Raw genomic sequence first — 24822 nt, 5'->3', positions numbered from 1 at the left:
CCGGCGGCTTTAGGGTTTGCGGCATTCTACCTACTTGCAGGCCTTTGGGGAGTCTCATGGATGTGACCGACCTGTTGGCCCTGGCCGTGGATGCGGGGGCTTCCGACCTGCACCTGGCGGCGGGCCAGACACCGATGCTGCGCCTGGATGGGGAGTTGCAGCGCGTGGCTCTGCCGACCTTGAGCCCGGACGCGTTGATCGAGGGCATGACACCCATGCTGGATGAAGCCCGGCGCCGACAGTGGACCCAGGGAGATGAGCTGGACCTGGCGCTGGAGTTGCCGGCACTGGGGCGCTTTCGGCTGAACCTGTTTCGCCAGTTGCATGGCCCTGCGGCCACCTTCCGCCTGATCCCGGGGCGCATCGCCACGCTCGATGAACTCGAGCTGAGGGAGGTGTTTCAAGCTGTTGCGCAGTGCAGTGATGGCTTGATCCTGGTGGGTGGGCCGACCGGCAGCGGCAAGTCCAGCACCCTGGCGGCGCTGCTCGACCAGCTGAACCGTGAGCGGGCACTGCACATCATCACCCTCGAAGACCCTGTCGAAGTTATCCACAATAGCCAGCGCAGCCTGGTCAACCAGCGAGAGATCGGCCGCCATTGCGGCGGGTTTGCCCAAGGGCTGCGCAGTGCCCTGCGTCAGGACCCGGATGTGATCATGATCGGGGAGCTGCGCGACCTGGAAACCATTCGCCTGGCCTTGCGCGCGGCGGAGACCGGGCACCTGGTGCTGGCGACCGTGCATACGCGTTCGGCGGTGAACAGCGTTGACCGGTTGGTGGAGGTGTTTGCGGCCGAAGAGAAGCCGCTGGTGCGGGCGATGCTGGCCGAGTCGTTGCGCCTGGTGGTGGCGCAAATATTGGTCAGGCGTGCGGGGGGAGGGCGGGTTGCGGCGCGTGAGGTGCTGGTGGTTACGCCAGCGGTGCGTAACCTGATTCGGGAAGGGCGTATGGCGCAGTTGTGTTCGGTGATGCAGGCGGGTGGTGCGGACGGGATGCGGACGATGGAGGGGGCGATGCGAGGACTGAGGGAGCGAGGGCTGATTGAGGACTTGTAGTGGCTGTACCGGCCCCTTCGCGGGCACGCCCGCTCCCACAGGTATGGCGCTGCCCGCGAGAGCGACGCGGTACCTGTGGGAGCGGGCGTGCCCGCGAAGAGGCCAATACAGGAGAGCGCCGATCAGATCAGCGCTTGGCCAGGTTCAGTTGCTGCTGTTCTTTTGGCAACACTCGCTTGGCTACTACGTAATGCTGCTGCCAGTAAGGCTTGCTCAGGGTGTCGATGCTCACCCGCTTGCCACGACGCGGGGCATGGATGAAGCGGTCATTGCCCAGGTAGATGGCAACGTGATTGACCCGACGGCTCTTGATATTGAAGAAGATCAGGTCGCCCGGTTTGAGGTCGCCCTTGGCCACCTTGACCCCGTGGCCTTGGGCCATGGCGTTGGAGGTGCGCGGCAGGTCGACGTCGGCGACATCGTTGAAGGCGTACTTGACCAGCCCGCTGCAGTCGAAGCCTTTCTTCGGGCTGCTGCCGCCCCAGACGTAAGGGGTGCCGAGCACATTCACCGCACGGCTGAGCACATCACTGCTCTGCTTCGGCGACATGGCAATGGTTGGGCCGCTGCTGCGGCTGCTGGCGGCATTGCTCGGGCGGCTGCGCAGCGTGGTTTGCTTGACCGGTGCGTGTCTCACCGAGGCATTGCTGGTGTAGCCGGTGAAACCATTGGGAAGACGTTGCTCACGATTGGTGGCGTGGGCGGCCAGGGGCAATAATAGGCAGAGGGTCAGCCATGTCTTGAGTAAAGGCGGCATAGATGAAGCTCTTATGAATAGTTGTGTGTTGGGCGCGCAACTTTATAACAGCTTTTTGATCAATCTTTGATCCGTTGGTCGATTGTCCGGGTGCCGTACGTCGGCCTGCGACGGGAAAGTCACATTTTTTTTTAGAAAATTTTCGGATAACCCGCGGGAGCTATGCATGAACAGTTATCAGGGAGCGCCGTTTCACGATACCCACAGCAAGACCATCGGCTACCTGTTGTGGATTTTCGGCTTCACCGGGTCGCATCGCTTCTACTACGGCAAGCCCGTGACCGGCACCATCTGGTTCCTGACCCTGGGCCTGCTGGGCATTGGCTGGTTGATCGACCTGTTCCTGATCCCGTCCATGGACCGTGAAGCCGACTTGAGGTTCCAGTCCGGGCGCATCGACTACAACATCGCCTGGATCCTGCTGACCTTCCTCGGGGTGTTCGGCCTGCACCGGTTGTACCAGGGCAAGTGGGTGACCGCGATCATCTACTTCTTCACCGGCGGGCTGTGCCTGGTGGGGGTGCTGTACGACTTCTGGACGTTGAACAGCCAGGTGTCCGAGCGCAATGCGGGACGGGCTTGAGGGCCCTGGGGCTGCTTTGCAGCCCATCGCGACACAAGGCCGCTTCTACAAAGATCGGATAAACCCTGTGGGGTTGTCGCGGTCTCTGTAGGAGCGGCCTTGTGTCGCGATAGGGGCGCAAGGCGCCCCCACAAGCAGGTTATTGGCGGGTTTGCCGCTGTTGCAGCAACAGGTTGCTGAAACCAGCCCCGGCCAGCTGCTTCTGCGCCCCGGTCAGCTGCTCGCGGTTGCTGAACGGGCCGACCATGACGCGGTACCAGGTTTCGTCCTTGACCGTGCCCGACTCCACCTTTACCGCCTGGCCCAGCAGGATGATCTGCGCGCGCACCTTGTCGGCGTCAGCCTGCTTGCGGAACGAGCCAGCCTGCAGGAAGAACTGCGTGGTCGCCGCTGGCTTGATCACCGGTGGCGCCGGCGGCGGGGTCTGGCCCATCAGTGCCGCCTGGGCCCGCGCCGTGTCGATCTTCGCCGCTTCGGCAGGGGTCACCGGCGTCACCGGTTGCGCCGGGACGGGCGGTGTTTTCTCGGGCACGGCTTCCGGCGGCACGATCACCTCGGTCTCCGGCAGCAGGGTATAGAAGTCATACTTCGGCTTCACCGGCTGCTGCGATGCGGCTTGTGTCGTCTTGCCGGCTTCGGCCACTTTTTCCGGCTTCTGCTGCTCGGGCTTGGCCCGCTTGATGTCGTCGCCACCAGGCTCGAGCTTCATCAGGAACACGATGAACGCGCCTACAGTCAGGCCGACCGCCAGCCATACCCAACCGGGAATCGGCTGCTTGGCCGGCGCCGTCTGACGGCTGGCGCCGCGTTTTGGGGCAGGTTTTTTCTTGGCAGCCAACTTACATGCGCTCCAGGGTTTCCAGGCCGAGCAGTTCCAGACCTTGCTTGAGGGTGCGGCCAGTCAGGGCCGCCAGGCGCAGACGGCTCTGCTGCTGTTCTGCAGTTTCGGCGGCGAGGATCGGGCAGTTCTCGTAGAAGCTGGAGAACAGCCCTGCCAGGTCGTACAGGTAGCTGCACAGTACGTGCGGCGTGCCCTTGTCGGCCACGTTGTTGAGGATTTCGCCAAACTGCGCCAGACGCGCGGCCAGGTCCTGTTCGTGCGGGGCCTGCAGCACGATGTTGCCTTCGACTTCGTCAAAGCCCTTGCCCAGCTTGCGGAACACGCCGGCCACGCGGGTGTAGGCGTACAGCAGGTAAGGCGCGGTGTTACCTTCGAAGTTGAGCATCAGCTCGAAGTTGAAGCTGTAGTCGCTGGTGCGGTGCTTGGACAGGTCGGCGTACTTCACCGCGCCGATGCCCACTACTTCACCGATGCGGCGCAGCTCCTCGTCGGCCAGGCTCGGGTTCTTTTCCTTGACCAGCGCGTAGGCGCGCTCCTTGGCCTCGGTCAGCAGGTCGATCAGCTTCACGGTGCCGCCATCACGGGTCTTGAATGGACGGCCGTCGGCGCCGTTCATGGTGCCGAAGCCCATGTGTTCCATCTGCATCGGGTGGCCGACGAAGCCTGCGCGGCGTGCGACTTCGAACACCTGGTTGAAGTGCAGGGCCTGGCGCTGGTCGACGAAATACAGGGCGCGGTCAGCCTTGAGCACGTTGCTGCGGTAGCGCACGGCGGCCAGGTCGGTGGTGGCGTACAGGTAGCCGCCGTCGGCCTTCTGCACGATCACTGGCAGCGGCTCGCCTTCGCTGTTCTTGAACTCCTCGAGGAATACGCACTGGGCGCCCTGGTCTTCGACCAGCAGGCCCTTGGCCTTGAGGTCGGCCACCACGTTGGCCAGGTCGGCGTTGTAGGCGCTCTCGCCCATCACGTCGGCCATGGTCAGCTTGACGTTGAGCAACTCGTAGGTCTTCTGGCAGTGCGACAGCGAGATGTCCTTGAAGCGTGTCCACAACGCCATGCAGTCCGGGTCGCCAGCCTGCAGCTTGACCACCAGGCCGCGCGCCCGGGTAGCGAACTCTTCGGACTCGTCGAAGCGCTTCTTGGCGGCACGGTAGAAGTTTTCCAGGTCCGACAGCTCGTCGCTGGTGATCGGGTTTTCTTCCAGGTAGGCCAGCAGCATGCCGAACTGGGTACCCCAGTCGCCCACGTGGTTCTGCCGGATCACCTCGTCGCCGAGGAATTCCAGGACCCGCGCCACGCTGTCACCGATGATGGTCGAACGCAGGTGGCCGACGTGCATTTCCTTGGCCAGGTTGGGTGCCGACATGTCGATCACCACCTTCTGCGCAGGGCCGGCCTTGCGTGCGCCCAGGTGGGCGTCGGCCAGTGCGGCATCCAGGCGGTTGGCCAGGGCGGCGGTATTCTGGAAGAAGTTGAGGAAGCCGGGGCCGGCGATTTCGACCTTGCTGACATCGGCGCTGGCGGGCAGGGCGTCGATGAGTTTTTCCGCCAGGTCGCGTGGTTTCATGCCGGCCGGCTTGGCCAGCATCATGGCGATGTTGCTGGCGAAGTCGCCGTGGGTCTTGTCCCGGGCGTTTTCCACCTGGATCGCCGGCGACAGCCCTTCAGGCAGCACACCGTCGGTGACGAGTTGGGTGAGGGCTTGCTGGATCAGCTGGCGAATGGTGTCTTTCATGGGGATCTCTTTTCGACCGCAAGCGCGGTGGGGCGCTTGGATGCGCAGGTGGAAAAACTGGACATTATCCGTGGCTGGGAGCGGGTTGCCAACCTTTGGGTCCGTTTTGCGGCCCTTCGCGACCCAAGGCCGCTCTCCCACAGGGTGGCGCGATCCCGCTGTAGAAGCGGCCTGGTGTAGCCATGGGCTGCAAAGCAGCCCGGTATCAGTAAAGGTCTACCGGGTCGACATCCAGCGACCAGCGCACCTGGCGCCCGCTCGGCATCTGCTCCAACACTAGCAACCAGGCACTGATCAGTCGATGCAAAGGCGCGCGGGTATTGGCCTGTATCAACAGTTGCGCGCGGAAGCGCCCGGCCCGCCGTTCCATGGGCGCCGGCACCGGCCCCAGCAGCTCGATGCCCGCCAGGCGCTGTTCGGCTACCAGGCGCTCGGCAGCGGCGCAGGCCTCGTCAAGGAAGCCTTCGGCCTGCCCTGGCCGGTGCGCTTCGGCGCGCAGCAGGGCCAGGTGCGAGTAAGGCGGCAACCCTGCAGCCCGACGCTCCTGCAAAGCCTGCTCGGCAAACGCGAAGTAGCCTTGTTCGGTCAGTTGCACCAGCAGCGGATGGTCGGCCAGGTGAGTCTGGATGATGACCTTGCCAGGCTCTTCGGCGCGCCCGGCACGCCCGGCCACCTGCACGATCAGTTGTGCCATGCGCTCGCTGGCGCGGAAATCACCAGAGAACAGCCCGCCATCGGCGTCGAGGATGGCCACCAGGGTCACCCGTGGGAAGTGGTGGCCCTTGGCGAGCATCTGGGTGCCGACCAGGATGCTCGGCTGGCCACGCTGGATGGTGCTGAACAGGTTGTGCATGGCGTCCTTGCGCGCCGTGCTGTCGCGGTCCACGCGCAGGATCGGGTAATCCGGGAACAACACCTTGAGGCGCTCTTCGGCCCGTTCGGTGCCGGCACCGACCGGGCGCAGGTCGACGTGGTTGCATTGTGGGCACTGCTGCGGCAGGCGTTCGTCATAACCGCAATGGTGGCAGCGCAGCACGCCGGAACGCTGGTGCACGGTCATGCGCGCGTCGCAGCGCGGGCATTCCGACAGCCAGCCGCAGTCGTGGCACAGCAAGGTCGGGGCGAAGCCGCGGCGGTTGAGGAACACCAGCACCTGCTGGCCGGCCTCCAGTGTCTGCCGGATGGCCTGCTGCAACGGGCCGCTGATGCCACTGTCCAGCGGCAGGCTTTTCACGTCCAGGCGCAGCATGCGCGGTGGCCGTGCGCCGCCGGCGCGCTGGTTCATGCGCAACAGGCGGTAGCGCCCGTTCAGGGCGTTGTGCAGGGTTTCCAGCGACGGCGTGGCCGAGCCGAGCAGGATCGGGATGTTTTCCTGGTGGGCGCGCACCAGCGCCAGGTCGCGGGCGTGGTAGCGCAGGCCTTCCTGCTGTTTATAGGAGCCGTCATGTTCTTCGTCGATGATGATCAGGCCGGGGTTTTTCATCGGCGTGAACAATGCCGAGCGGGTACCGATGATGATGTCCGCCTCACCGTCGCGGGCCGCCAGCCAGGCATCGAGTCGCTCGCGGTCATTCACCGCCGAATGCAGCAGGGCGATGCGGGCGTTGAAGCGCTGTTCGAAACGCGCCAGGGTTTGCGGGCCGAGGTTGATCTCCGGGATCAGCACCAGCGCCTGCTTGCCGGCTTCCAGGGTTTCCCGGATCAGTTGCAGGTAGACCTCGGTCTTGCCGCTGCCGGTCACGCCAGCCAGCAGGAACGCGGCGAAGCCGCCGAAGCCTTCGCGCACGGCGTCAAAGGCTTCGCGCTGCTCGTCGTTGAGCGGTAGTTCGGGTTGTGCCAGCCAGTGCTCGTGGCGCAGCGCCGGCAGGTGGCGGCGCACCTCGATCTGCACCAGCTCCTTGGCCAGCAGCAGGTCGAGGCTGTCCTTGTTCAGGTTGAGTTTGGCCAGCAGGCTGTGAGCCACGCCGTGCGGGTGCTGGGCCAGGGTCTTGAGGGCGTCGCGCTGGCGTGGGGCACGGGCGATGCGCGGGTCTTCCAGGCGGGCGCCGGGGGCGACGTGCCAGAAGCGCTCCTGGCGCATCTCGGCAGGTTCGCCCTGACGCAGCAGCGTTGGCAGGGCCCAGCTCAGGGTATCGCCCAGGCTGTGCTGGTAGTACTGGGCAGTCCACAGGCACAGCTTGAACAGCGATGGCGGGATCGGTGACAGCGGGTCGAGCAGGGCGCTGGCCGCTTTCAGCTTGTCTGCCGGCACTTCGCTGTGCTCGCAGACCTCCACCAGCACGCCGATCATTTCGCGGCGGCCGAACGGCACGCGGATACGCATGCCCGGGGCCAGGGCCTGGCGCGCCATGCTCGCCGGTGCCTTGTAGTCGAACAGGCGACGCAGCGGGGAGGGCAGGGCAAGGCGCAGGATGACGTCGGACACGCGGAAAGTCTCGGAGGGCGTTTCAAGAACTGGCGAGCCTAGCAGACGACGGTCGGTGCAAGCGACAACTTGCACTGGCGCGACGCTCTGGTATTATTCGCCGCCTAATTACGTGCGGTATTCAACAATTGGTGTTGGGTGGCGGCACGCAGCTCGAGGAAGTGACCATGAAAGCAGATATTCATCCGAACTACGAAGTAGTTGCAGTCACCTGCAGCTGCGGCAACAAGTTCGAAACTCGTTCGACCCTGGGCAGCACCCTGGCGATCGACGTTTGCAACCTGTGCCACCCGTTCTACACCGGTAAGCAGAAAGTCCTGGACACCGGTGGTCGCGTACAGAAGTTCGCCGATCGCTTCGGTATGTTCGGTACCAAGAAGTAATCATGCGCATGGCGAACCCCTCGGGTTTCGCATTGCTGCAAAAAAGGGCGCCCCTCGTGGGCGCCTTTTTTATGTCTGTCATCTGGCACCTTCCGGCCCAGGCGTTCTGCCCGCTGCCGGACAGGCCGCAGCAGGTGGCGGTGCGCCAGGTGGTGGATGGCGATACCTTGCGTCTGGTCGATGGCCGCAGCGTGCGGCTGATAGGCATCAATGCTCCGGAAATCGGCCGTAACGGGCGTAGCAGCGAACCCTATGCAGAGGCCGCCAAGCGGCGCCTGCAGGTATTGGTCAAGGCCAGTGACAGGCGTGTCGGTTTGGTGCCGGGCATCGACAGCAAAGACAAATACGGCCGAACCTTGGCGCATATCTACGCCAGCAATGGCGACAATCTCGAAGCGCAATTGCTCGGCGAGGGTTTGGGCTATCGGGTGGCGGTTGCCCCCAATGTGCGCCTCAGCGCTTGCCACCAGCTGGCCGAGCAGGCGGCGCGCAAGGCCGGCGCCGGCCTGTGGCGACGCTCGCCAGTGCTGCGTGCCGAACAGCTGCGGCAGTCCGGTTTCGCCGTTGTCGCTGGCCGTATCCAGGCTGTGCAGCGCAACCGTGGCGGAGTTTGGCTGAACCTGGACGATACCGTGGTGCTGCAGGTTCCCGCTCGTCTGCAACGCAACTTCCCCGCCAGCTTCTTCGATAACCTCAAGGGACGCCAGGTCGAAGCGCGCGGCTGGGTGCTGGATCGTTCCCGCAAGGGCAGCCTCAAGCCAGGGCAACGGCGCTGGGTGTTGCCATTGACCGATCCAAGCATGTTGGAACGTATTTCAGGCTAAAAGTTGTAGACATTTCGCTATTGGATTGTACACACTGTCAGGCGTATGCCCCGTGGGTTATAGCGTAAAGTCGTAGGCTAAAGGCCTTGACACAAGTGACCGGCCAGTCTTGTGGCTCCCCGGCTCTTTGCGTATCCTCGGCGGTCCGTCAGAACAGTAAACAGCGGAATGCCCACCATGTCAGACCTGAAAACCGCCGCTCTCGAATATCACGCCCAACCTCGTCCGGGGAAACTGAGCGTCGAACTTTCCAAGCCCACTGCCACCGCCCGTGACCTCGCCCTGGCCTACAGCCCAGGTGTTGCAGAGCCGGTGCGTGAAATCGGCCGTGATCCAGAGCTGGCTTACAAATACACCGGCAAGGGCAACCTGGTTGCGGTGATTTCCGATGGTACTGCCATCCTCGGTCTGGGCGACCTCGGCCCGCTGGCCTCCAAGCCGGTCATGGAAGGCAAGGGTGTACTGTTCAAGCGTTTCGCCGGTATCGACGTGTTCGACATCGAAGTGGAATCGGAAAGCCCGCAGGCGTTCATCGACACCGTTCGCCGTATCTCGATCACCTTCGGTGGCATCAACCTCGAAGACATCAAGGCGCCAGAGTGCTTTGAAATCGAACGCACCCTGATCGAACAGTGCGACATCCCGGTGTTCCACGATGACCAGCACGGTACCGCCATCGTCACCGCGGCCGGCATGATCAACGCCCTGGAAATCGCCGGCAAGAAGCTGGAAGACGCCAAGATCGTCTGCCTGGGTGCTGGCGCTGCCGCCATCTCCTGCATGAAGCTGCTGGTGAGCATGGGTGCCAAGGTCGAGAACATCTACATGATCGACCGCAGCGGCGTGATCCACGCTGGCCGCGACGACCTGAACCAGTACAAGGCGCAGTTCGCCCACGCGACCGACAAGCGTACCCTGGCTGACGCGCTCAACGGTGCCGACGTGTTCGTCGGCCTGTCGGGCCCGAACCTGCTGAGCGCCGAAGGCCTGAAGTCGATGGCCGCCAACCCGATCGTGTTCGCCTGCTCGAACCCGGACCCGGAAATCTCGCCAGAGCTGGCTCACGCCACCCGCAGCGACGTGATCATGGCTACCGGCCGTTCCGACTACCCGAACCAGGTCAACAACGTACTGGGCTTCCCGTTCATCTTCCGCGGTGCCCTGGACGTCCGCGCCAAGCGCATCAACGAAGAAATGAAGATCGCTGCCGCCATCGCCCTGAAGGACCTGGCCAAGCTGCCAGTGCCGAAGGAAGTCTGCGAAGCCTATGGCGTCGAAGGCCTGGAGTTCGGCCGTGAGTACATCATTCCGAAGCCGCTGGACGCCCGCCTGATCACCGTCGTTTCCGACGCCGTGGCCAAGGCTGCCATCGAGTCCGGCGTAGCGACCCTGCCGTATCCGAAGCACTACCCGCTGACCAGCGTGGATGATGTGTTCAACGGCTGATTGCAGCTGAGCGACACAAAAAAGCCCCGGCTCGCATGAGCCGGGGCTTTTTGTTTGCCGTCCCGATGGGCGCGGCCCCTGTAGGAGCGGCCTTGTGTCGCGATGGGGCGCGCAGCGGCCCTACGATGGCAACTTCGCCGCCGCTACCGCCGGGCCGCTGTGCGGCCCTTTCGCGGCACAAGGCCTGCAGGGAGGCGGCCTGACCGCGCTGTGCGTCAGAACAGATCCATCGGCGCCGCTTCATCCGCCGGCAGCGGGCTGCCCGGCGCCGCTCCGGTACCCAGTTCGTCCACCGAAGGCGGCGAATCCTCGGCCTTGAACAGCTCGAAGTAGGCATTTGGCGTGCTGGGCGAGGCGGCGCGACCGCTGACCGGGTCGACGCGCAGGCTGAGGATGCCTTCCGGCTCGGCAGGCGCATGCTCAGGCTTGTCCTTGAGTGCCGCACCCATGAAGCTCATCCAGATCGGTAGCGCCACGGTGCCGCCATACTCGCGGCGGCCAAGGGTTTCGGGCTGGTCGAAACCGACCCACACGGTGGTCACGTAGTCGGCGTTGTAGCCGGAGAACCAGGCGTCCTTGGACTCGTTGGTGGTACCGGTCTTGCCGGCCAGGTCGGTGCGGCCCAGGGCCAGCGCCCGGCGGCCGGTGCCGCGCTTGATCACGTCCTGCAGCATGCTGGTGAGGATGTAGGTGGTACGCCCATCGATGATCTGTTCGGCCACGGCTGGCGCCTGCGGTGCGGTGTTCGCCTGGCTGAAGGCAGGGGGGGCCTCGCCCGGCATGGCGGCGGTGCTGATCGGCTGTTCGGCTGCTGCCAGGCCAGCATGGTCCTCGGCACCCTGCGGTACGCGCGGCGGGTTGGCGGTGAACAGGGTTTCGCCGCTGCGGCTCTCGATACGCTCGATCAGGTACGGGGTTACCTTGTAGCCGCCATTGGCAAAGGTGCTCCAGCCAGTGGCGATCTCCATCGGGGTCAGCGTAGCGGTGCCCAGGGCCAGCGACAGGTTGCGCGGCAGGTCCTGCTTGTTGAAGCCGAACTTGGCAATGTAGTCGATGGTGCGGTCCACGCCCATGGCCTGCAGCAGGCGGATCGACACCAGGTTACGCGACTTGTACAGGGCCTCGCGCATGCGGATGGGGCCGAGGAAGGTGTTGGTGTCGTTCTTCGGTCGCCAGACCTTGTCCAGGTACTCGTCGACGAACACGATCGGTGCATCGTTGACCAGGCTGGAAGCGGTATAGCCGCTGTCCAGGGCAGCACTGTAGATGAACGGCTTGAAGCTCGAGCCCGGCTGGCGCTTGGCCTGCATGGCGCGGTTGTAGTTGCTCTGCTCGAACGAGAAGCCGCCAACCAGCGCACGGATGGCGCCGCTGTAAGGGTCGAGGGTAACCAGCGCGCTCTGTGCGCCAGGCACCTGGCTGAATTTGAGCTTGCCGTCCTCCAGGCGCTGGACGCGTACCAGGTCGCCGACCTGGGCGACATCCGCCGGTGACTGCGGCGCACGGCCCTGGGCGTTGCTGTTGATGAACGGGCGGGCCCATTTCATGGTATCCCAGGCCACCAGTTCTTCCTGGCCGCTACGGGTCAGCACCTTGAGGCCGGCCTTCTCGACCTGGGTGACGATGGCCGGCTCCAGGCCGCCCAGCATGCGCTGCTTGCCCAGTTCCTGCAGCCAGGCCGCCTGGGTGCGGCCAGGGAAGCGTGCCTCCGGCCCGCGGTAGCCGTGGCGCTCGTCATATTCGGAGAGGCCGTTGAGGATGGCCTTGTTGGCCATTTCCTGCATGTCGCTGGGCACCGTGGTGGTGACGCGGAAGCCTTCGGTGTAGGCGTCGCTGCCATAACGGCCGACCATTTCGGCGCGGGCCATTTCGGCGATATAAGGTGCATTAACTTCTGGCGCGGGCACGTGGTAGCTGGCATTCAGCGGCTCGGCCAGGGCAGCCTGGTAACTGGCCTCGTCAATTTTGCCGAGCTTGTACATGCGGCCGAGGATCCAGTCGCGGCGCTCCTTGGCGCGCACCGGGTTGGCCAGCGGGTTGAAGCGCGACGGGGCCTTGGGCAGGCCGGCGATCATCGCCATCTGCGCCAGGCTCACATCGCGGATCGACTTGCCGTAGTACACCTGCGCAGCGGCGTCGATGCCGTAGGCACGGTTGCCCAGGTAGATCTTGTTCACGTACAGCTCGAGGATCTCGTCCTTGGTCAGCTCACGCTCGATCTGCAAGGCCAGCAGGATCTCGTTGGTCTTGCGCGAGAAACTGCGCTCGCTGGTGAGGAAGAAGTTCTTCGCCACCTGCATGGTGATGGTGCTGCCGCCGGTCTGGATATGCCCGGTTTTCACCAACTGGGTCGCGGCGCGCATCAGGCTGCTGGGGTCGACACCGTAGTGATTGAGGAAATTGTCGTCCTCGGCTGACAGAAGCGCCTGGATGAACTGTGGGGGAATTTCCGCGAAGCGGATCGGCGAGCGGCGCATTTCGCCGAACTCGGCAATCAACTTGCCATCGCTGCTGTACACCCTGAGGGGGATCTGCAACTGGATGCTTCTGAGCGATTCGACCGAGGGCAGGCTGGGGCTAAGATACAGAAACGCACCGCTCACACCGAGTACGAGCGCGCAGATGACTGCGACGGAAGACCACCAGAAGAACTTCAGCAGGCGTATCAAGGCTTTTCGGTGTCCAGGTTGGGAGTGGATTGCACGCAGGTCCGGCGGACCAAAAAACGCTGGGCATTATAAGCATTTTTTAGCCTTTCCGGGTTACCGGTCAGGCTGCCCGTCGCCTCGATGCGCAGGCGCGGCCCGGTGTTGGCGCGGGGTTGCGACAGATCGTTGCGACAGACGACAAGGAAGCCACCATGCTAGGACGCTTCGGCAAGGATGCGGGTTCACTCGTGGGGGTGGAAATAGCCCCTGATACCGTTCGGATCGTACAACTGCAACGGCGCAACCGGCGCTACCGGGTGCATGTCTCGGCCCAGGAGCCGTTCGAAGCGCCGGTCGGCCAGGATTGGCTGGCAGAGCCGGAGGCCGTGGTGGCTGCCTTGCGCCGCGCCTGGCGTCGCAGCGGCCTGGGGCAACGCCGGGTAGCGCTGGCATTGCCCGCCAACCTGGTGATTTGCAAGCTGTGCCAGCTTGCGCAGGGTCAGGACGAGGCGGACATGGAGGCGCAGCTGCTGGCTGACGCAGAGCGGCTGTTTCCATTTCCGCTGGAAGACCTGGCCCTGGATTTTCAGGTAATGGGCGGCTCCCGCGCTCAGCCAGGCTGTGTCGAAGTGATGGTGGCGGCGTGCCGGCAAAGCGCGATGGCGCCCCTTGAAGCCATGGTCGAGGACGCCGGGTTGCAGCTGGAGGCCGTGGAGGTCGACAGCATTGCCCTGTGCCGCCTGTTGCCACAGGGCAGCCTTGAGGGCGCGGCACTGCTGCGTATCGATGTGCACGGCACAACGCTTTATGACTGGCAGCCGGGGCGACTGCAGCAACGTCGGGATCTGCAAGTGGCTGAGGCTTGCATGAAGGAGCAGTTGCCCGAGTGCCTGCAGGCGCTGCTTGCCGATGGGCCGCGGCCGGCATGCCTGTGGGTGGCCAGCAGCTCACCCATCGAACCGGGCTGGCTGCAAAGCCTGAGTGCCCGATTGCACGTGCCCTGTCGGCTTCTGCCTGGCTTGGCCGGCCTTGAGCAGGTCGATGGCTCGATGCTGCTGGCTTGCGCCCTGGCCCTCGGTGGGGTGCAGTCATGATGCGCCTGAACCTGCTGCCCTGGCGGGAGCGGCAGCGCCAGGCCGGGCTCCGGCGTCTGCGCCGACAATTGGTCGCTGGCGCAGTGCTGGCCTTGTGTGCAGTGATGCTGGTCGACCAACTGGCCCGTCAGCGCGGCCAGCAGCAAGCGTTGGCCCACGACCTGCGTCAGGCAGCCCTTGCGGCGCTACGCGAACAACTGCAACCGCTGGCCGATGTGCGTGAACTGCATGAAACCCTGCTGGCCCGGGCGATGACGCTGGAGAGCCTGCGTGCCCACCAGGATGTGTTGGCCGGCGTGTTCGCGGACCTTGAGGGGGCGTTGCCGCAAGGAATCCAGTTGCTCGATCTCAGCCTTGAAAACGGCCGCCTGCAAATGACCGGGCTGGCCACCTCCGGTGCCGTGGTCGCGCAATTCATGCGCGACCTGGACCGCTCGGGGGTATTGCTCGGGCTGGAGCTCAAGCGCATCGAGAGCCTGCCGGGCGGCGATGAGTTTGTGCTCAGCGCCCGTGTTTCGGCGTTCTGGTCATGAAGCCTGCGCAGGTGCTGGCCTGGCTGACGGTGGTCAGCCGCGCCCGCCGCTTCCGGCTGCTGGCGCCAGGGCTGGTGGCGGTGGCGGTATTCGGCCTTGGCTGCGCGATTCGTCTGCCGGCAGTGTTGCAACAGCAGGCGCGGGAGGATGCCCGGCACGTCGCGTTGGCTGAACAGCAGGCAGCCAGCGCCGCGCACCTGGCCGAACTGGAGCAGTTGCAGGCTTCCGTGGCGGTTGCCGAACTGCGTTTGCAGGAGGCGCACTGGCAGCTGGCGGCCGGCGAAGGCATGAGTGATCTGCTCGAGCGCCTGGCAACGTTGGGCCATGCGCACGGCTTGCTCATCGAGCGGGTCGTTGTACATGAGGAGGAACAACAGGCTGGCTTTCGCAAGGTACCGCTGGAGCTACAGATGGTGGGGCGCTACGCAGCCTTGCGCCAGTGGCTGGACGACTGGTTCGGCCAGGCACGCGTGTTGCGCAGTGGTGACCTGCGGCTCGCGGTGGCCGATGGCCAGCCTGGCCTGCTGCGCCTGCAGTTGCGGCTTGATACCTATCAGGCGCTGGCACCCACAACGGCACCCGCTGTGCTGGCGCAAATGCCGGCCCGGGCTGCGACGGTAGTGCCGGCAATCGATCCGTTTGCCTCCGGGGCGTCGCGGTTGCCGAGCGCTGGGCTGGGCAGCGTGCCGCTGGCGCAGGTGGAAATGGTCGGCAGCCTGTCGCGCGGAGCTGCGCACGAAGCACTGCTGAGGGTGGCTGGCAGGCTCTATCGAGTGCGCCCGGGCGATCGGCTGGGGCGCGACCAGGGGGTAGTGACGCAAATCGACCAGCGTCAGGTCGAAATACGTGAGCGGGTGTTCATGGCAGGAAGCTGGCACGAACGCACGGCGCTCCTGACTCTCGCAACCCGCCTGGGCAAGGAGGCCCCGGACCAGGATGAAACGATTGATGAAGTTGGTGCTGGCAGCCCTGCTGTCGATTCCACTGGCGTCGGCAACGCCGTATCAGGGTGAACCGCTGTCGCTGAATTTCCAGGATGTGGAGGTGCGCGCCGTGTTGCAGGTGCTGGCAGATTATGCCGGCGTGAACCTGGTAGCCAGCGATGCCGTACAGGGCAACGTCACCTTGCGCTTGCATGATGTGCCGTGGGACCAGGCGCTTGACCTGGTACTGCGCAGCAAGGGCCTGGCCCGGCGCCAGGAAGGCAATGTGCTGCTGGTGGCGCCTGCCACCGAGCTGGCCACGCAGTCGTTCGATACCCGTGTGGGGCAGGCGCTGGAGGCGCAGTTGCAACCGCTGCGCCGCGAGTTGCTGCCCATCCACCATGCCAAGGCTGCCGAACTGGCGGAGTTGCTCATGGCAAGCCTGGCGGATGATGGCATCCTTGCCGGGCAGGGCAGCCTGAGTGTCGATGAGCGCACCAATACGCTGGTGCTGCACCAGCCTGCCGAGCGTCTTGCCGAGTTGCGGCAACTGGTGGCGCAGCTGGACGTGCCGGTGCGTCAGGTGGTGATCGAGGCGCGTATCGTCGAGGCCAACGTCGATTACCAGAAGAGCCTGGGGGTGCGCTGGGGTGGGCCGCTGTACCTGGAGGACCCGCAGCCGGGCAAGGACCTGTTCGTCGACCTTGGCCTGGAGCGTGCCGGCAGCAGCATCGGCCTGGGCTTGCTGCGTGGGGGCGTGCTGCTCGACCTTGAGCTAAGCGCCATGGAAAAGAGCGGCAACGGCGAGATCATCTCGCAGCCCAAGGTGGTTACCGCCGACAAGGAAACGGCCAGGATCCTCAAGGGCACCGAGGTGCCATACCAGGAAACCAGCAAGAGCGGCGCCACCTCGGTAGCGTTCCGCGAAGCCTCGCTGTCGCTGGAGGTGACCCCGCAGATCACCCCGGACAACAAGGTGATCATGACCGTCAGGGTGACCAAGGACGAGCCGGATTACGTCAATGCCTTGAACGACGTACCGCCGATTCGCAAGAACGAGGTCAATGCCAAGGTGCGCGTGACGGACGGCGAAACGATCGTGATCGGTGGCGTGTACTCGACTTCGCAAAACAATGTGGTCGACAAGGTGCCATTTTTCGGCGATCTGCCGTATGTTGGGCGGCTGTTTCGACGCGATGCATTACAAGAGAAAAAATCCGAGCTGCTGGTCTTCCTGACTCCGCGTATCATGAGTGACCAGGCGATTGCTGTGAGTCGTTGATTCTGTGCGAAATTTGATACTTGTGGGGCCCATGGGTGCTGGTAAAAGCACCATCGGACGCCTATTGGCCAAAGAGCTGCGCCTGCTGTTCAAGGATTCCGACAAGGAAATCGAACTGCGCTGCGGCGCCAACATCCCGTGGATTTTCGACAAGGAAGGCGAGCCGGGTTTCCGTGATCGCGAACAGGCGATGATCGCCGAGCTGTGCGCACTCGACGGCGTGGTACTGGCCACCGGCGGTGGCGCGGTGATGCGCGAAGCCAATCGCCAGGCGCTGCGCCGCGGTGGCCGGGTGATCTACCTGCATGCTTCGGTGGAGCAGCAGGTTGGCCGCACCGCGCGCGATCGCAATCGCCCCCTGCTGCGCACGGCCAATCCCGAGGCAACCTTGCGCTCCTTGCTGGAGACCCGCGACCCGCTGTACCGCGAAATCGCCGACCTGGTGGTGGAAACCGACGAGCGGCCGCCACGCATGGTGGTGATCGATATTCTCGAGCGCTTGCAGCAGTTGCCGCCCCGTTAACCCGGGACTATTCTCGGCCACCAGCGCCGAGGCGAGGTTGAACGTTACCGCGTGGGCCGCCCCAACGGCGCCGCGCCCAAGCACATTGTGGGGATACATGCAGACACTAAAGGTCGACCTGGGCGAGCGTAGCTACCCGATCTACATTGGCGAAGGCCTGCTGGACCAGCCCGAGCTGCTGGCACCGCATATCGCCGGGCGGCAGGTAGCCATCGTTTCCAACGAAACCGTCGCGCCCCTGTATCTCGAACGCCTGAGCCAGACCCTGGGTCCCTATGCGGTATTGCCGGTGGTGTTGCCCGATGGCGAAGCCCACAAGAATTGGGAAACCCTGCAACTGATCTTCGACGGCCTGCTGGCGGCGCGCCACGATCGCCGCACCACCGTGGTTGCCCTGGGTGGCGGTGTGATCGGTGACATGGCTGGGTTCGCCGCCGCCTGCTACCAGCGCGGTGTCGATTTCATCCAGGTGCCGACCACGCTGTTGTCCCAGGTCGACTCCTCGGTAGGCGGCAAGACCGGTATCAATCACCCGCTGGGCAAGAACATGGTCGGAGCCTTCTACCAGCCCAATGCGGTGCTGATCGATACCACCACGCTGAAGACCCTGCCGGCGCGCGAGCTGTCCGCCGGCCTGGCCGAAGTGATCAAGTACGGCCTGATCTGCGACAAGCCGTTCCTCGCCTGGCTCGAGGATAATATGCAGGCGCTGCGTGCCCTCGACCCGGCAGCGCTGACCGAAGCCATTCGCCGCTCCTGCGCGGCCAAGGCTGCGGTGGTGGGGGCTGACGAACGCGAGTCGGGCGTGCGTGCCACGCTGAACCTGGGGCATACCTTCGGGCATGCCATCGAGACCCACATGGGCTATGGCGTGTGGTTGCACGGCGAAGCCGTGGCGGCGGGCACGGTGATGGCCCTGGAAATGTCCATGCGCCTTGGCTGGATCAACCAGGCCGAGCGCGATCGCGGAATCCGCCTGTTGCAGGACGCAGGTTTGCCGGTGGTGCCACCACAGGAAATGACCCCGGCGCATTTCATGGAGCACATGGCGGTCGACAAAAAGGTGCTCGACGGTCGTCTGCGTCTGGTGCTGCTGCGCCAGATGGGCGAGGCCGTAGTCACCGACGACTATCCGAAAGAGATTCTACAGGCCACGTTGTCGGCGGATTACCGCGCGATCGTGGCCCAGCTTTGAGGTTGTGACAGCGCAATGACCAGTTTGCATGCCGATGAGGCCTTTCTCGACCATTACCAGTTGAGCCACGATCCGTTCGCACCCCGCGTGCCCGGCTTCAAGTTCTTCCCGGCCCAGCGCAAGCCCGTGCTCGGCCAGTTGCACCATCTGGCGCGCTACAGCCAATTGATGCTGGTGGTCAGCGGCCCGCTGGGCAGCGGCAAGACCTTGCTGCGCCAGGCCCTGGTGGCCAGTACCAACAAGCAGGCGGTGCAGAGCGTCGTGGTGTCGGCCCGGGGCGCCAGTGACGCCGCCAGCGTACTTGGCCAGGTCGCACAGAGCCTGGACGTGGCGCAGCCTGAAATGCAGGCGATCCTGGCCAAGGTGGTGCAGCTGGCACTGACCGGCCAGGAAGTGTATCTGCTGGTGGACGATGCGGAACAACTCGACGAGTCGGCACTCCAAGCGTTGCTGGAATTGGCCGCTGGCGTACCGGAGGGGCGTCCGCATGTGTTCCTGTTCGGTGAGCCTTCGCTGATTGCCGGGCTGGATGAGCTGAATATCGAGGAAGAACGCTTCCATATCATCGAGCTCGCCCCCTACAGCGAAGAAGAAACCCGCGAGTACCTGGAGCAGCGCCTGGAAGGCGCTGGCCGGGGCATCGAGGTGTTCACCCGCGAACAGATCGTCGATATCCATGAAAACTCTGACGGTTGGCCTGGCAACATCAACCAGGTCGCCCGTGACACTTTGATCGAAGCCATGATCGCCAGCCGCTCGACGGCCAAGCGACCATCCATGGGGTTCAAGATGCCTAAAAAACACGTGCTCGCGCTGTCCGCTGTGGTCGTGGTCGCCGTTGCGGCCGCGGTATTGATGCCTAAGAAAGGTGACAAGGCGCCTGCCGAAGCGCCCGTCGCCCAGGCCCAGTTGCCACTGGGTGAAGGCCAGGGCAACGCTGGCAACCCAGCCATCGAGTTCTCGGGTTCGTCCCAGCCGATGCCGCTGCCACTGGTTGGCCAGTCACAGCCGGTAATGCGCGAGCCGCTGGCCCAGGCCGCAGGCATGGGCGAAGGCGAAGAGGGCAGCCCGGCCGGTGATACCGCGCTGCAGCCTGGCAACCCGCCGCCTACCGTGACCACCATCGCGCCGCCGCAAGGCGTGCAGGCAGGCCCGGCGCCGATACCTGCCCAGCCTGTCGCCGTTGCCCCGGCGCAGCCGGTTCAGCCGGTGCAGTCACAACCGGTTGCGCCTGCGTCCAAGCCTGTTGCAACCCAGCCTGCCAAGACGGTTGCGCCTGCCAAGCCTGCCCCGGCGCCGACCCAGGTCGCGGTGGCCAAGCCGGTCGCCAAGCCTGTCGAGAAGCCAGTGGCGGGTGGCAGCGGCAACAGTGGCTGGTACGCCGGGCAGAAGCCAGGCAATTACGTGGTGCAGATCCTCGGTACCAGCTCCGAAGCGTCGGCCCAGGCCTTCGTCAAGGCGCAGGGTGGCGACTATCGCTACTTCAAGAAAAACCTCCAGGGCAAGCCGCTGTACGTCGTCACCTACGGCAACTTCGCCAGCCGCGATGCTGCGGTTGCGGCAATCAAGAACTTGCCAGCGAAGGTCCAGGCTGGTAAACCTTGGCCACGTACCGTCGGCAGCGTTCAACAAGAGCTTGCCACGGCTCGCTGATTACCTTCCGGGCGGCAACACCCCGCTGCCCAGTTGCTGAGCGATTACAGAACTTCGACTAGCCTGCTGCGCCTGAGCGCGGCAGGCTTTTCTGTCCCAGACTGCCGGCCACAAGCCCTTACTTGCAGTCATGGCTGAAACGCTTCAGACTCAAGCCAAGCCGCTATCACGGCGCATGGCGTAAAAACATTCAAAATTGCGACATAAATTTTCAATGGTGAGACATGAAAATTTGTGAGCATCGCTGTCGCTGTGCAACAATGGTTTTCCATGGCCACCGCAAAAAAGCTGGCGTTTGATCGGCGTGGATGGTAAGTGGTTGTTAAAAAAAGAGATTTGCCTCCGTTGAGAGGTGAACCTGGTGAGAATGTGTCTATGAAAACAGGTCTGTACCATCCCGAAGAATTCAAGGACAACTGTGGTTTTGGCCTGATCGCCCACATGACGGGCGAACCGAGCCACCACCTTCTGCAAACCGCCATGCAGGCATTGACTTGCATGACTCACCGCGGCGGCATCAACGCCGACGGCAAGACCGGTGACGGTTGCGGCCTGCTGATGCAGAAGCCCGATCAGTTCCTGCGTGCCGTGGCCCAGGAGCATTTCGCCGTCGAGCTGCCCAGGCAATATGCCGTCGGCATGGTGTTCTTCAACCAGGACCCGGTCAAAGCCGAAGCTGCGCGGGCCAACATGGACCGCGAAATCCTCGCCGCCGGCCTCAAGCTGGTCGGCTGGCGCAAGGTGCCGATCGACACCAGCGTACTCGGCCGCCTGGCCCTGGAGCGGCTGCCGCAGATCGAGCAGGTGTTCATCGGCGGCGAAGGCCTGAGCGACCAGGAATTCGCCATCAAGCTGTTCAGCGCCCGTCGCCGTTCGTCGGTGGCCAACGCCCACGATGTCGACCACTACATCTGCAGCTTCTCGCACAAGACCATCATCTACAAAGGCCTGATGATGCCGCGCGATCTGGCGGCGTTCTACCCGGACCTGGGTGACGAGCGCCTGCAAACCGCGATCTGCGTGTTCCACCAGCGCTTCTCCACCAACACCCTGCCGAAATGGCCGCTGGCACAGCCATTCCGCTTCCTCGCCCACAACGGCGAGATCAACACCATCACCGGCAACCGCAACTGGGCCATGGCCCGTCGCACCAAGTTCGCCAACGACCTGATCCCCGACCTCGAAGAACTCGGCCCGCTGGTAAACCGCGTAGGTTCCGACTCTTCGAGCATGGACAACATGCTCGAGCTGATGGTTACCGGTGGCATCGACCTGTTCCGTGGTGTGCGCATGCTGGTACCGCCAGCCTGGCAGAACGTCGAGACCATGGACGCCGACCTGCGCGCCTTCTACGAATACAACTCCATGCACATGGAGCCGTGGGATGGCCCGGCCGGTATCGTCATGACCGAAGGCCGCCACGCGGTGTGCCTGCTCGATCGCAACGGCCTGCGCCCGGCGCGCTGGGTGACCACCAAGAACGGCTACATCACCCTGGCGTCGGAAATCGGCGTATGGGACTACAAGCCAGAGGACGTCATCGCCAAGGGCCGGGTCGGCCCGGGGCAGATCTTCGCCGTCGACACTGAAACCGGCCAGATCCTCGATACCGATGCCATCGACAACCGCCTGAAGTCGCGCCACCCGTACAAGCGCTGGCTGCGTCAGCACGCCACGCGCATCCAGGCGACGCTGACCGACGACCAGGGCGTGGCCAGCTACGACGCCGACCAGCTCAAGCAGTACATGAAGATGTTCCAGGTCACCTTTGAAGAGCGTGACCAGGTGTTGCGCCCGCTCGGTGAGCAGGGCCAGGAAGCGGTCGGCTCGATGGGTGACGACACGCCGATGGCGGTGCTGTCGCAGCGCGTGCGCTCGCCTTACGACTTCTTCCGCCAGCAGTTCGCCCAGGTGACCAACCCGCCGATCGACCCGCTGCGCGAAGCGATCGTCATGTCGTTGGAAATCTGCCTCGGCGCCGAGCGCAATATCTTCCAGGAGTCCCCGGAGCACGCCTCGCGGGTGATCCTCAGCTCGCCGGTCATCTCGCCTGCCAAGTGGCGCTCGCTGATGAACCTGGAGCGTGAAGGCTTCGACCGCCAGCTGATCGACCTCAACTATGAAGAGAGCGTCGGCCTGGAAGCGGCCATCCGCAATATCGCCGACCAGGCTGAAGAAGCGGTGCGCAGCGGCAAGACCCAGCTGGTGCTGAGTGACCGCTACATCGCCCCGGGCAAGCTGCCGGTACATGCGTCGCTGGCCGTCGGCGCGGTGCACCACCGCCTGACCGAACAGGGCCTGCGCTGCGACAGCAACATCCTGGTGGAAACCGCTACCGCTCGCGACCCGCACCACTTCGCCGTGCTGCTGGGCTTCGGTGCCTCCGCCGTGTACCCGTACCTGGCCTACGAAGTGCTGGCCGACCTGATCCGCACCGGCGAAGTGCTGGGTGACCTGGACGAAGTCTTCAAGTACTACCGCAAGGGCATCTCCAAGGGCCTGTTGAAGATCCTGTCGAAGATGGGCATCTCGACCATCGCCTCGTACCGCGGTGCGCAGCTGTTCGAAGCCATCGGCCTGTCCGAGGAAGTGGTTGGCCTGAGCTTCAAGGGCGTGTCCAGCCGCATCAAGGGTGCGCGCTTCGAAGACCTGGAAAGCGACCAGAAGCTGCTGGCTGCCGAAGCCTGGAGCGCGCGCAAGCCGATCCAGCAAGGTGGCCTGCTGAAGTTCGTCCACGGTGGCGAATACCACGCTTACAACCCGGACGTGGTCAACACCCTGCAGGCTGCGGTGCAGCAGGGCGACTACGCCAAGTTCAAGGAATACACCACGCTGGTCGACCAGCGCCCGGTGTCGATGATCCGCGACCTGCTGAAGGTGAAAGTGGCTGACCAGCCGCTGCCGCTGGAGCAGATCGAGCCGCTGGAGGCCATCCTCAAGCGCTTCGACTCCGCGGGTATTTCGCTGGGCGCGTTGTCGCCAGAGGCGCATGAGGCGTTGGCCGAGGCCATGAACCGCCTGGGTGCGCGCTCCAACTCCGGTGAGGGCGGTGAAGACCCGTCGCGCTACGGCACTATCAAGAGCTCGAAGATCAAGCAGGTGGCCACCGGCCGCTTTGGCGTGACCCCGGAATACCTGGTCAATGCCGAAGTGCTGCAGATCAAGGTTGCCCAGGGCGCCAAGCCCGGCGAGGGCGGCCAGCTGCCAGGCGGCAAGGTCAACGGCCTGATCGCCAAGCTGCGCTACGCGGTGCCGGGTGTGACCCTGATTTCGCCACCACCGCACCATGACATCTACTCGATCGAAGACCTGGCCCAGCTGATCTACGACCTCAAGCAGGTCAACCCGCAGGCCCTGGTATCGGTCAAGCTGGTCGCTGAAGCCGGGGTCGGCACCATCGCCGCCGGTGTGGCCAAGGCCTACGCTGACCTGATCACCATCTCGGGTTACGACGGTGGTACCGGTGCTTCGCCGCTGACCTCGATCAAGTACGCTGGCGCCCCGTGGGAGCTGGGCCTGGCCGAAACCCACCAGACACTGCGCGGCAACGACCTGCGTGGCAAGGTCCGGGTACAGACCGACGGTGGCCTGAAAACCGGCCTGGACGTGATCAAGGCGGCCATCCTTGGCGCCGAGAGCTTCGGCTTCGGTACTGCACCGATGATCGCCCTGGGCTGCAAGTACCTGCGCATCTGCCACCTGAACAACTGCGCTACCGGCGTGGCCACCCAGAACGACAAGCTGCGCAAGGACCACTACATCGGCACCGTCGACATGGTGATCAACTTCTTCACCTTCGTCGCCGAAGAAACCCGTGAATGGCTGGCCAAGCTGGGCGTGCGCAGCCTCGGCGAGCTGATCGGTCGTACCGACCTGCTCGATGTACTGCCAGGCGACACCGAGCGCCAGCAGTACCTCGACCTGTCGCCGCTGCTGGGCAGCTCGCACATCCCGGCGGACAAGCCGCAGTTCTGCGAAGTGGACAAGAACCCGCCGTTCGACAAGGGCGAGCTGGCCGAGAAAATGGTCGAAATGGCCATGCCGGCCATCCGTGACCAGGCCGGTGGCGAGTTCAGCCTCGACATCTGCAACTGCGACCGCTCCATCGGTGCCCGCGTGTCAGGCGAGATCGCCCGCCTGCATGGCAACCAGGGCATGGCTGCAGCGCCGATCACCTTCCGCTTCAAGGGCACTGCGGGGCAGAGCTTCGGCGTGTGGAACGCCGGGGGCCTGAACCTGCACCTGGAGGGCGATGCCAACGACTACGTCGGCAAGGGCATGACCGGTGGCAAGATCACCATCGTGCCACCAGCCGGCAGCCCGTTCGAAACCCAGCACAGCGCCATCGTCGGCAACACCTGCCTGTACGGGGCCACTGGCGGCAAGCTGTTCGCTGCCGGTACCGCGGGCGAGCGCTTCGCTGTGCGTAACTCTGGCGCCCACGCGATTGTCGAGGGCACTGGCGATCACTGCTGTGAATACATGACCGGCGGCTTTGTCTGCGTGTTGGGCAAGACCGGTTACAACTTCGGTTCTGGCATGACTGGCGGCTTCGCCTACGTGCTCGACATGGACAATACCTTCGTCGACAAACTCAACCACGAGCTGGTGGAAATCCAGCGGATCAGTGGTGAAGCGATGGAGGCCTATCGCAGCCACCTGGCGCGAGTTCTTGCCGAGTACGTCGAGGAGACCGGCAGCGAGTGGGGGCGTGAGCTCTCGGAGAACCTGGACGACTATGTGCGGCGCTTCTGGCTGGTCAAGCCGAAGGCGGCCAACCTGAAGCAACTGCTGTCCAGCACCCGTGCCAACCCGCAGTAACAACAGCTGCAAGTGACGGCCCCGTGCGCGGGGCCTGTCGTGCTCAAGTGATCGTCTTGCAGCTTGCAGCCTGAGGCTGGCAACTGCGGTAAAGAGGTTTT

Annotated in this window: 18 protein-coding genes; 13 read left to right on the top strand and 5 right to left on the bottom strand. The window is 64.2% G+C overall.

Annotated features, from left to right (window positions below):
• Positions 1–56: 56 nt before the first annotated feature.
• A complete protein-coding gene (locus tag ACJA3S_RS24230) occupies positions 57–1055 on the top strand; it encodes a type IV pilus twitching motility protein PilT (RefSeq protein WP_406820257.1) in 999 nt (332 codons plus the stop codon).
• Between the two features lie 127 nt (positions 1056–1182).
• Here the strand turns inward: ACJA3S_RS24230 and ACJA3S_RS24225 are convergent, their stop codons facing one another.
• The gene (locus ACJA3S_RS24225; protein WP_170033390.1) at positions 1183–1812 is read right to left on the bottom strand and encodes a C40 family peptidase; all 630 of its coding nucleotides are present in this window, start codon (positions 1810–1812) and stop codon (positions 1183–1185) included.
• A 166-nt stretch (positions 1813–1978) separates the two neighbouring features.
• Between ACJA3S_RS24225 and ACJA3S_RS24220 the strand changes: the two genes are divergently transcribed.
• Positions 1979–2395, top strand: coding sequence for an NINE protein (locus ACJA3S_RS24220; RefSeq protein ID WP_406820256.1), 417 nt, complete (start codon positions 1979–1981; stop codon positions 2393–2395).
• A gap of 139 nt (positions 2396–2534) precedes the next feature.
• Here the strand turns inward: ACJA3S_RS24220 and ACJA3S_RS24215 are convergent, their stop codons facing one another.
• From ACJA3S_RS24215 to ACJA3S_RS24205, 3 genes are all read right to left on the bottom strand, one after another.
• Positions 2535–3233 (bottom strand): SPOR domain-containing protein, encoded by a 699-nt coding sequence (locus tag ACJA3S_RS24215; RefSeq protein WP_170033386.1) that lies wholly within the window; start codon positions 3231–3233, stop codon positions 2535–2537.
• 1 nt (position 3234) lies between these two features.
• Positions 3235–4971, bottom strand: coding sequence for an arginine--tRNA ligase (gene argS, locus ACJA3S_RS24210; protein ID WP_406820255.1), 1737 nt, complete (start codon positions 4969–4971; stop codon positions 3235–3237).
• Between the two features lie 205 nt (positions 4972–5176).
• A complete protein-coding gene (locus ACJA3S_RS24205) occupies positions 5177–7396 on the bottom strand; it encodes a primosomal protein N' (protein ID WP_406820254.1) in 2220 nt (739 codons plus the stop codon).
• 167 nt (positions 7397–7563) lie between these two features.
• Here ACJA3S_RS24205 and rpmE point away from each other — a divergent pair, with 167 nt between their 5' ends.
• The 3 genes from rpmE (at position 7564) to ACJA3S_RS24190 (ending at position 10049) form a co-directional block, all read left to right on the top strand.
• Positions 7564–7779 carry a 50S ribosomal protein L31 gene (gene rpmE / locus ACJA3S_RS24200; RefSeq protein ID WP_003257833.1) on the top strand — a complete coding sequence of 72 codons (216 nt, stop codon included), beginning with the start codon at positions 7564–7566 and terminating at the stop codon, positions 7777–7779.
• Positions 7780–7781: 2 nt separating this feature from the next.
• Complete coding sequence (locus ACJA3S_RS24195) at positions 7782–8603, top strand: thermonuclease family protein (RefSeq protein WP_406820253.1); 822 nt, start codon at positions 7782–7784, stop codon at positions 8601–8603.
• 177 nt (positions 8604–8780) lie between these two features.
• The gene (locus ACJA3S_RS24190; RefSeq protein ID WP_119371725.1) at positions 8781–10049 is read left to right on the top strand and encodes a malic enzyme-like NAD(P)-binding protein; all 1269 of its coding nucleotides are present in this window, start codon (positions 8781–8783) and stop codon (positions 10047–10049) included.
• 215 nt (positions 10050–10264) lie between these two features.
• On the opposite strand, the gene ACJA3S_RS24185 is transcribed toward ACJA3S_RS24190, so the two are convergent.
• The gene (locus ACJA3S_RS24185; protein WP_406822305.1) at positions 10265–12715 is read right to left on the bottom strand and encodes a penicillin-binding protein 1A; all 2451 of its coding nucleotides are present in this window, start codon (positions 12713–12715) and stop codon (positions 10265–10267) included.
• Between the two features lie 194 nt (positions 12716–12909).
• Between ACJA3S_RS24185 and pilM the strand changes: the two genes are divergently transcribed.
• From pilM to gltB, 8 genes are all read left to right on the top strand, one after another.
• Positions 12910–13791 carry a type IV pilus biogenesis protein PilM gene (gene pilM / locus ACJA3S_RS24180; protein ID WP_406820252.1) on the top strand — a complete coding sequence of 294 codons (882 nt, stop codon included), beginning with the start codon at positions 12910–12912 and terminating at the stop codon, positions 13789–13791.
• Positions 13788–14324, top strand: a complete 537-nt coding sequence (locus ACJA3S_RS24175; RefSeq protein ID WP_406820251.1) for a PilN domain-containing protein — start codon at positions 13788–13790, stop codon at positions 14322–14324. Before pilM ends, ACJA3S_RS24175 begins: the two co-directional genes overlap by 4 nt.
• Positions 14321–15337, top strand: coding sequence for a pilus assembly protein PilP (locus ACJA3S_RS24170; RefSeq protein ID WP_406820250.1), 1017 nt, complete (start codon positions 14321–14323; stop codon positions 15335–15337). Before ACJA3S_RS24175 ends, ACJA3S_RS24170 begins: the two co-directional genes overlap by 4 nt.
• Positions 15261–16529, top strand: coding sequence for a type IV pilus secretin PilQ (locus ACJA3S_RS24165; RefSeq protein ID WP_406820249.1), 1269 nt, complete (start codon positions 15261–15263; stop codon positions 16527–16529). The genes ACJA3S_RS24170 and ACJA3S_RS24165 overlap by 77 nt, the downstream gene beginning before the upstream one ends.
• 4 nt (positions 16530–16533) lie before the next feature.
• Positions 16534–17052 (top strand): shikimate kinase AroK, encoded by a 519-nt coding sequence (gene aroK / locus ACJA3S_RS24160; RefSeq protein ID WP_170033370.1) that lies wholly within the window; start codon positions 16534–16536, stop codon positions 17050–17052.
• A gap of 97 nt (positions 17053–17149) precedes the next feature.
• A complete protein-coding gene (gene aroB / locus ACJA3S_RS24155; protein ID WP_406820248.1) occupies positions 17150–18247 on the top strand; it encodes a 3-dehydroquinate synthase in 1098 nt (365 codons plus the stop codon).
• Between the two features lie 15 nt (positions 18248–18262).
• Positions 18263–19900 (top strand): AAA family ATPase, encoded by a 1638-nt coding sequence (locus ACJA3S_RS24150; protein ID WP_406820247.1) that lies wholly within the window; start codon positions 18263–18265, stop codon positions 19898–19900.
• Between the two features lie 375 nt (positions 19901–20275).
• Positions 20276–24721: a glutamate synthase large subunit gene (gltB, locus tag ACJA3S_RS24145; protein WP_170033364.1), complete on the top strand. Its 4446-nt coding sequence runs from the start codon at positions 20276–20278 to the stop codon at positions 24719–24721.
• Positions 24722–24822: the final 101 nt, after the last annotated feature.

The sequence above is a fragment of the Pseudomonas sp. KnCO4 genome, from assembly GCF_045344305.1.
Lineage (GTDB): Bacteria > Pseudomonadota > Gammaproteobacteria > Pseudomonadales > Pseudomonadaceae > Aquipseudomonas > Aquipseudomonas anuradhapurensis.
Note: the sequence above shows the minus strand (reverse complement) of the source record. Positions and strands in the feature narration are given on the sequence as shown.

Bases quoted from the DNA above. Each gene is read 5' to 3' on its own strand.
- aroB (WP_406820248.1), top strand. From the start codon at position 17,150: ATGCAGACACTAAAGGTCGACCTGGGCGAGCGTAGCTACCCGATCTAC.
- ACJA3S_RS24190 (WP_119371725.1), top strand. From the start codon at position 8,781: ATGTCAGACCTGAAAACCGCCGCTCTCGAATATCACGCCCAACCTCGT.
- ACJA3S_RS24225 (WP_170033390.1), bottom strand. From the start codon at position 1,812: ATGCCGCCTTTACTCAAGACATGGCTGACCCTCTGCCTATTATTGCCC.
- ACJA3S_RS24230 (WP_406820257.1), top strand. From the start codon at position 57: ATGGATGTGACCGACCTGTTGGCCCTGGCCGTGGATGCGGGGGCTTCC.
- ACJA3S_RS24170 (WP_406820250.1), top strand. From the start codon at position 14,321: ATGAAGCCTGCGCAGGTGCTGGCCTGGCTGACGGTGGTCAGCCGCGCC.
- ACJA3S_RS24150 (WP_406820247.1), top strand. From the start codon at position 18,263: ATGACCAGTTTGCATGCCGATGAGGCCTTTCTCGACCATTACCAGTTG.
- ACJA3S_RS24175 (WP_406820251.1), top strand. From the start codon at position 13,788: ATGATGCGCCTGAACCTGCTGCCCTGGCGGGAGCGGCAGCGCCAGGCC.
- argS (WP_406820255.1), bottom strand. From the start codon at position 4,971: ATGAAAGACACCATTCGCCAGCTGATCCAGCAAGCCCTCACCCAACTC.
- ACJA3S_RS24220 (WP_406820256.1), top strand. From the start codon at position 1,979: ATGAACAGTTATCAGGGAGCGCCGTTTCACGATACCCACAGCAAGACC.
- pilM (WP_406820252.1), top strand. From the start codon at position 12,910: ATGCTAGGACGCTTCGGCAAGGATGCGGGTTCACTCGTGGGGGTGGAA.
- ACJA3S_RS24165 (WP_406820249.1), top strand. From the start codon at position 15,261: ATGAAACGATTGATGAAGTTGGTGCTGGCAGCCCTGCTGTCGATTCCA.
- ACJA3S_RS24195 (WP_406820253.1), top strand. From the start codon at position 7,782: ATGCGCATGGCGAACCCCTCGGGTTTCGCATTGCTGCAAAAAAGGGCG.
- rpmE (WP_003257833.1), top strand. From the start codon at position 7,564: ATGAAAGCAGATATTCATCCGAACTACGAAGTAGTTGCAGTCACCTGC.
- gltB (WP_170033364.1), top strand. From the start codon at position 20,276: ATGAAAACAGGTCTGTACCATCCCGAAGAATTCAAGGACAACTGTGGT.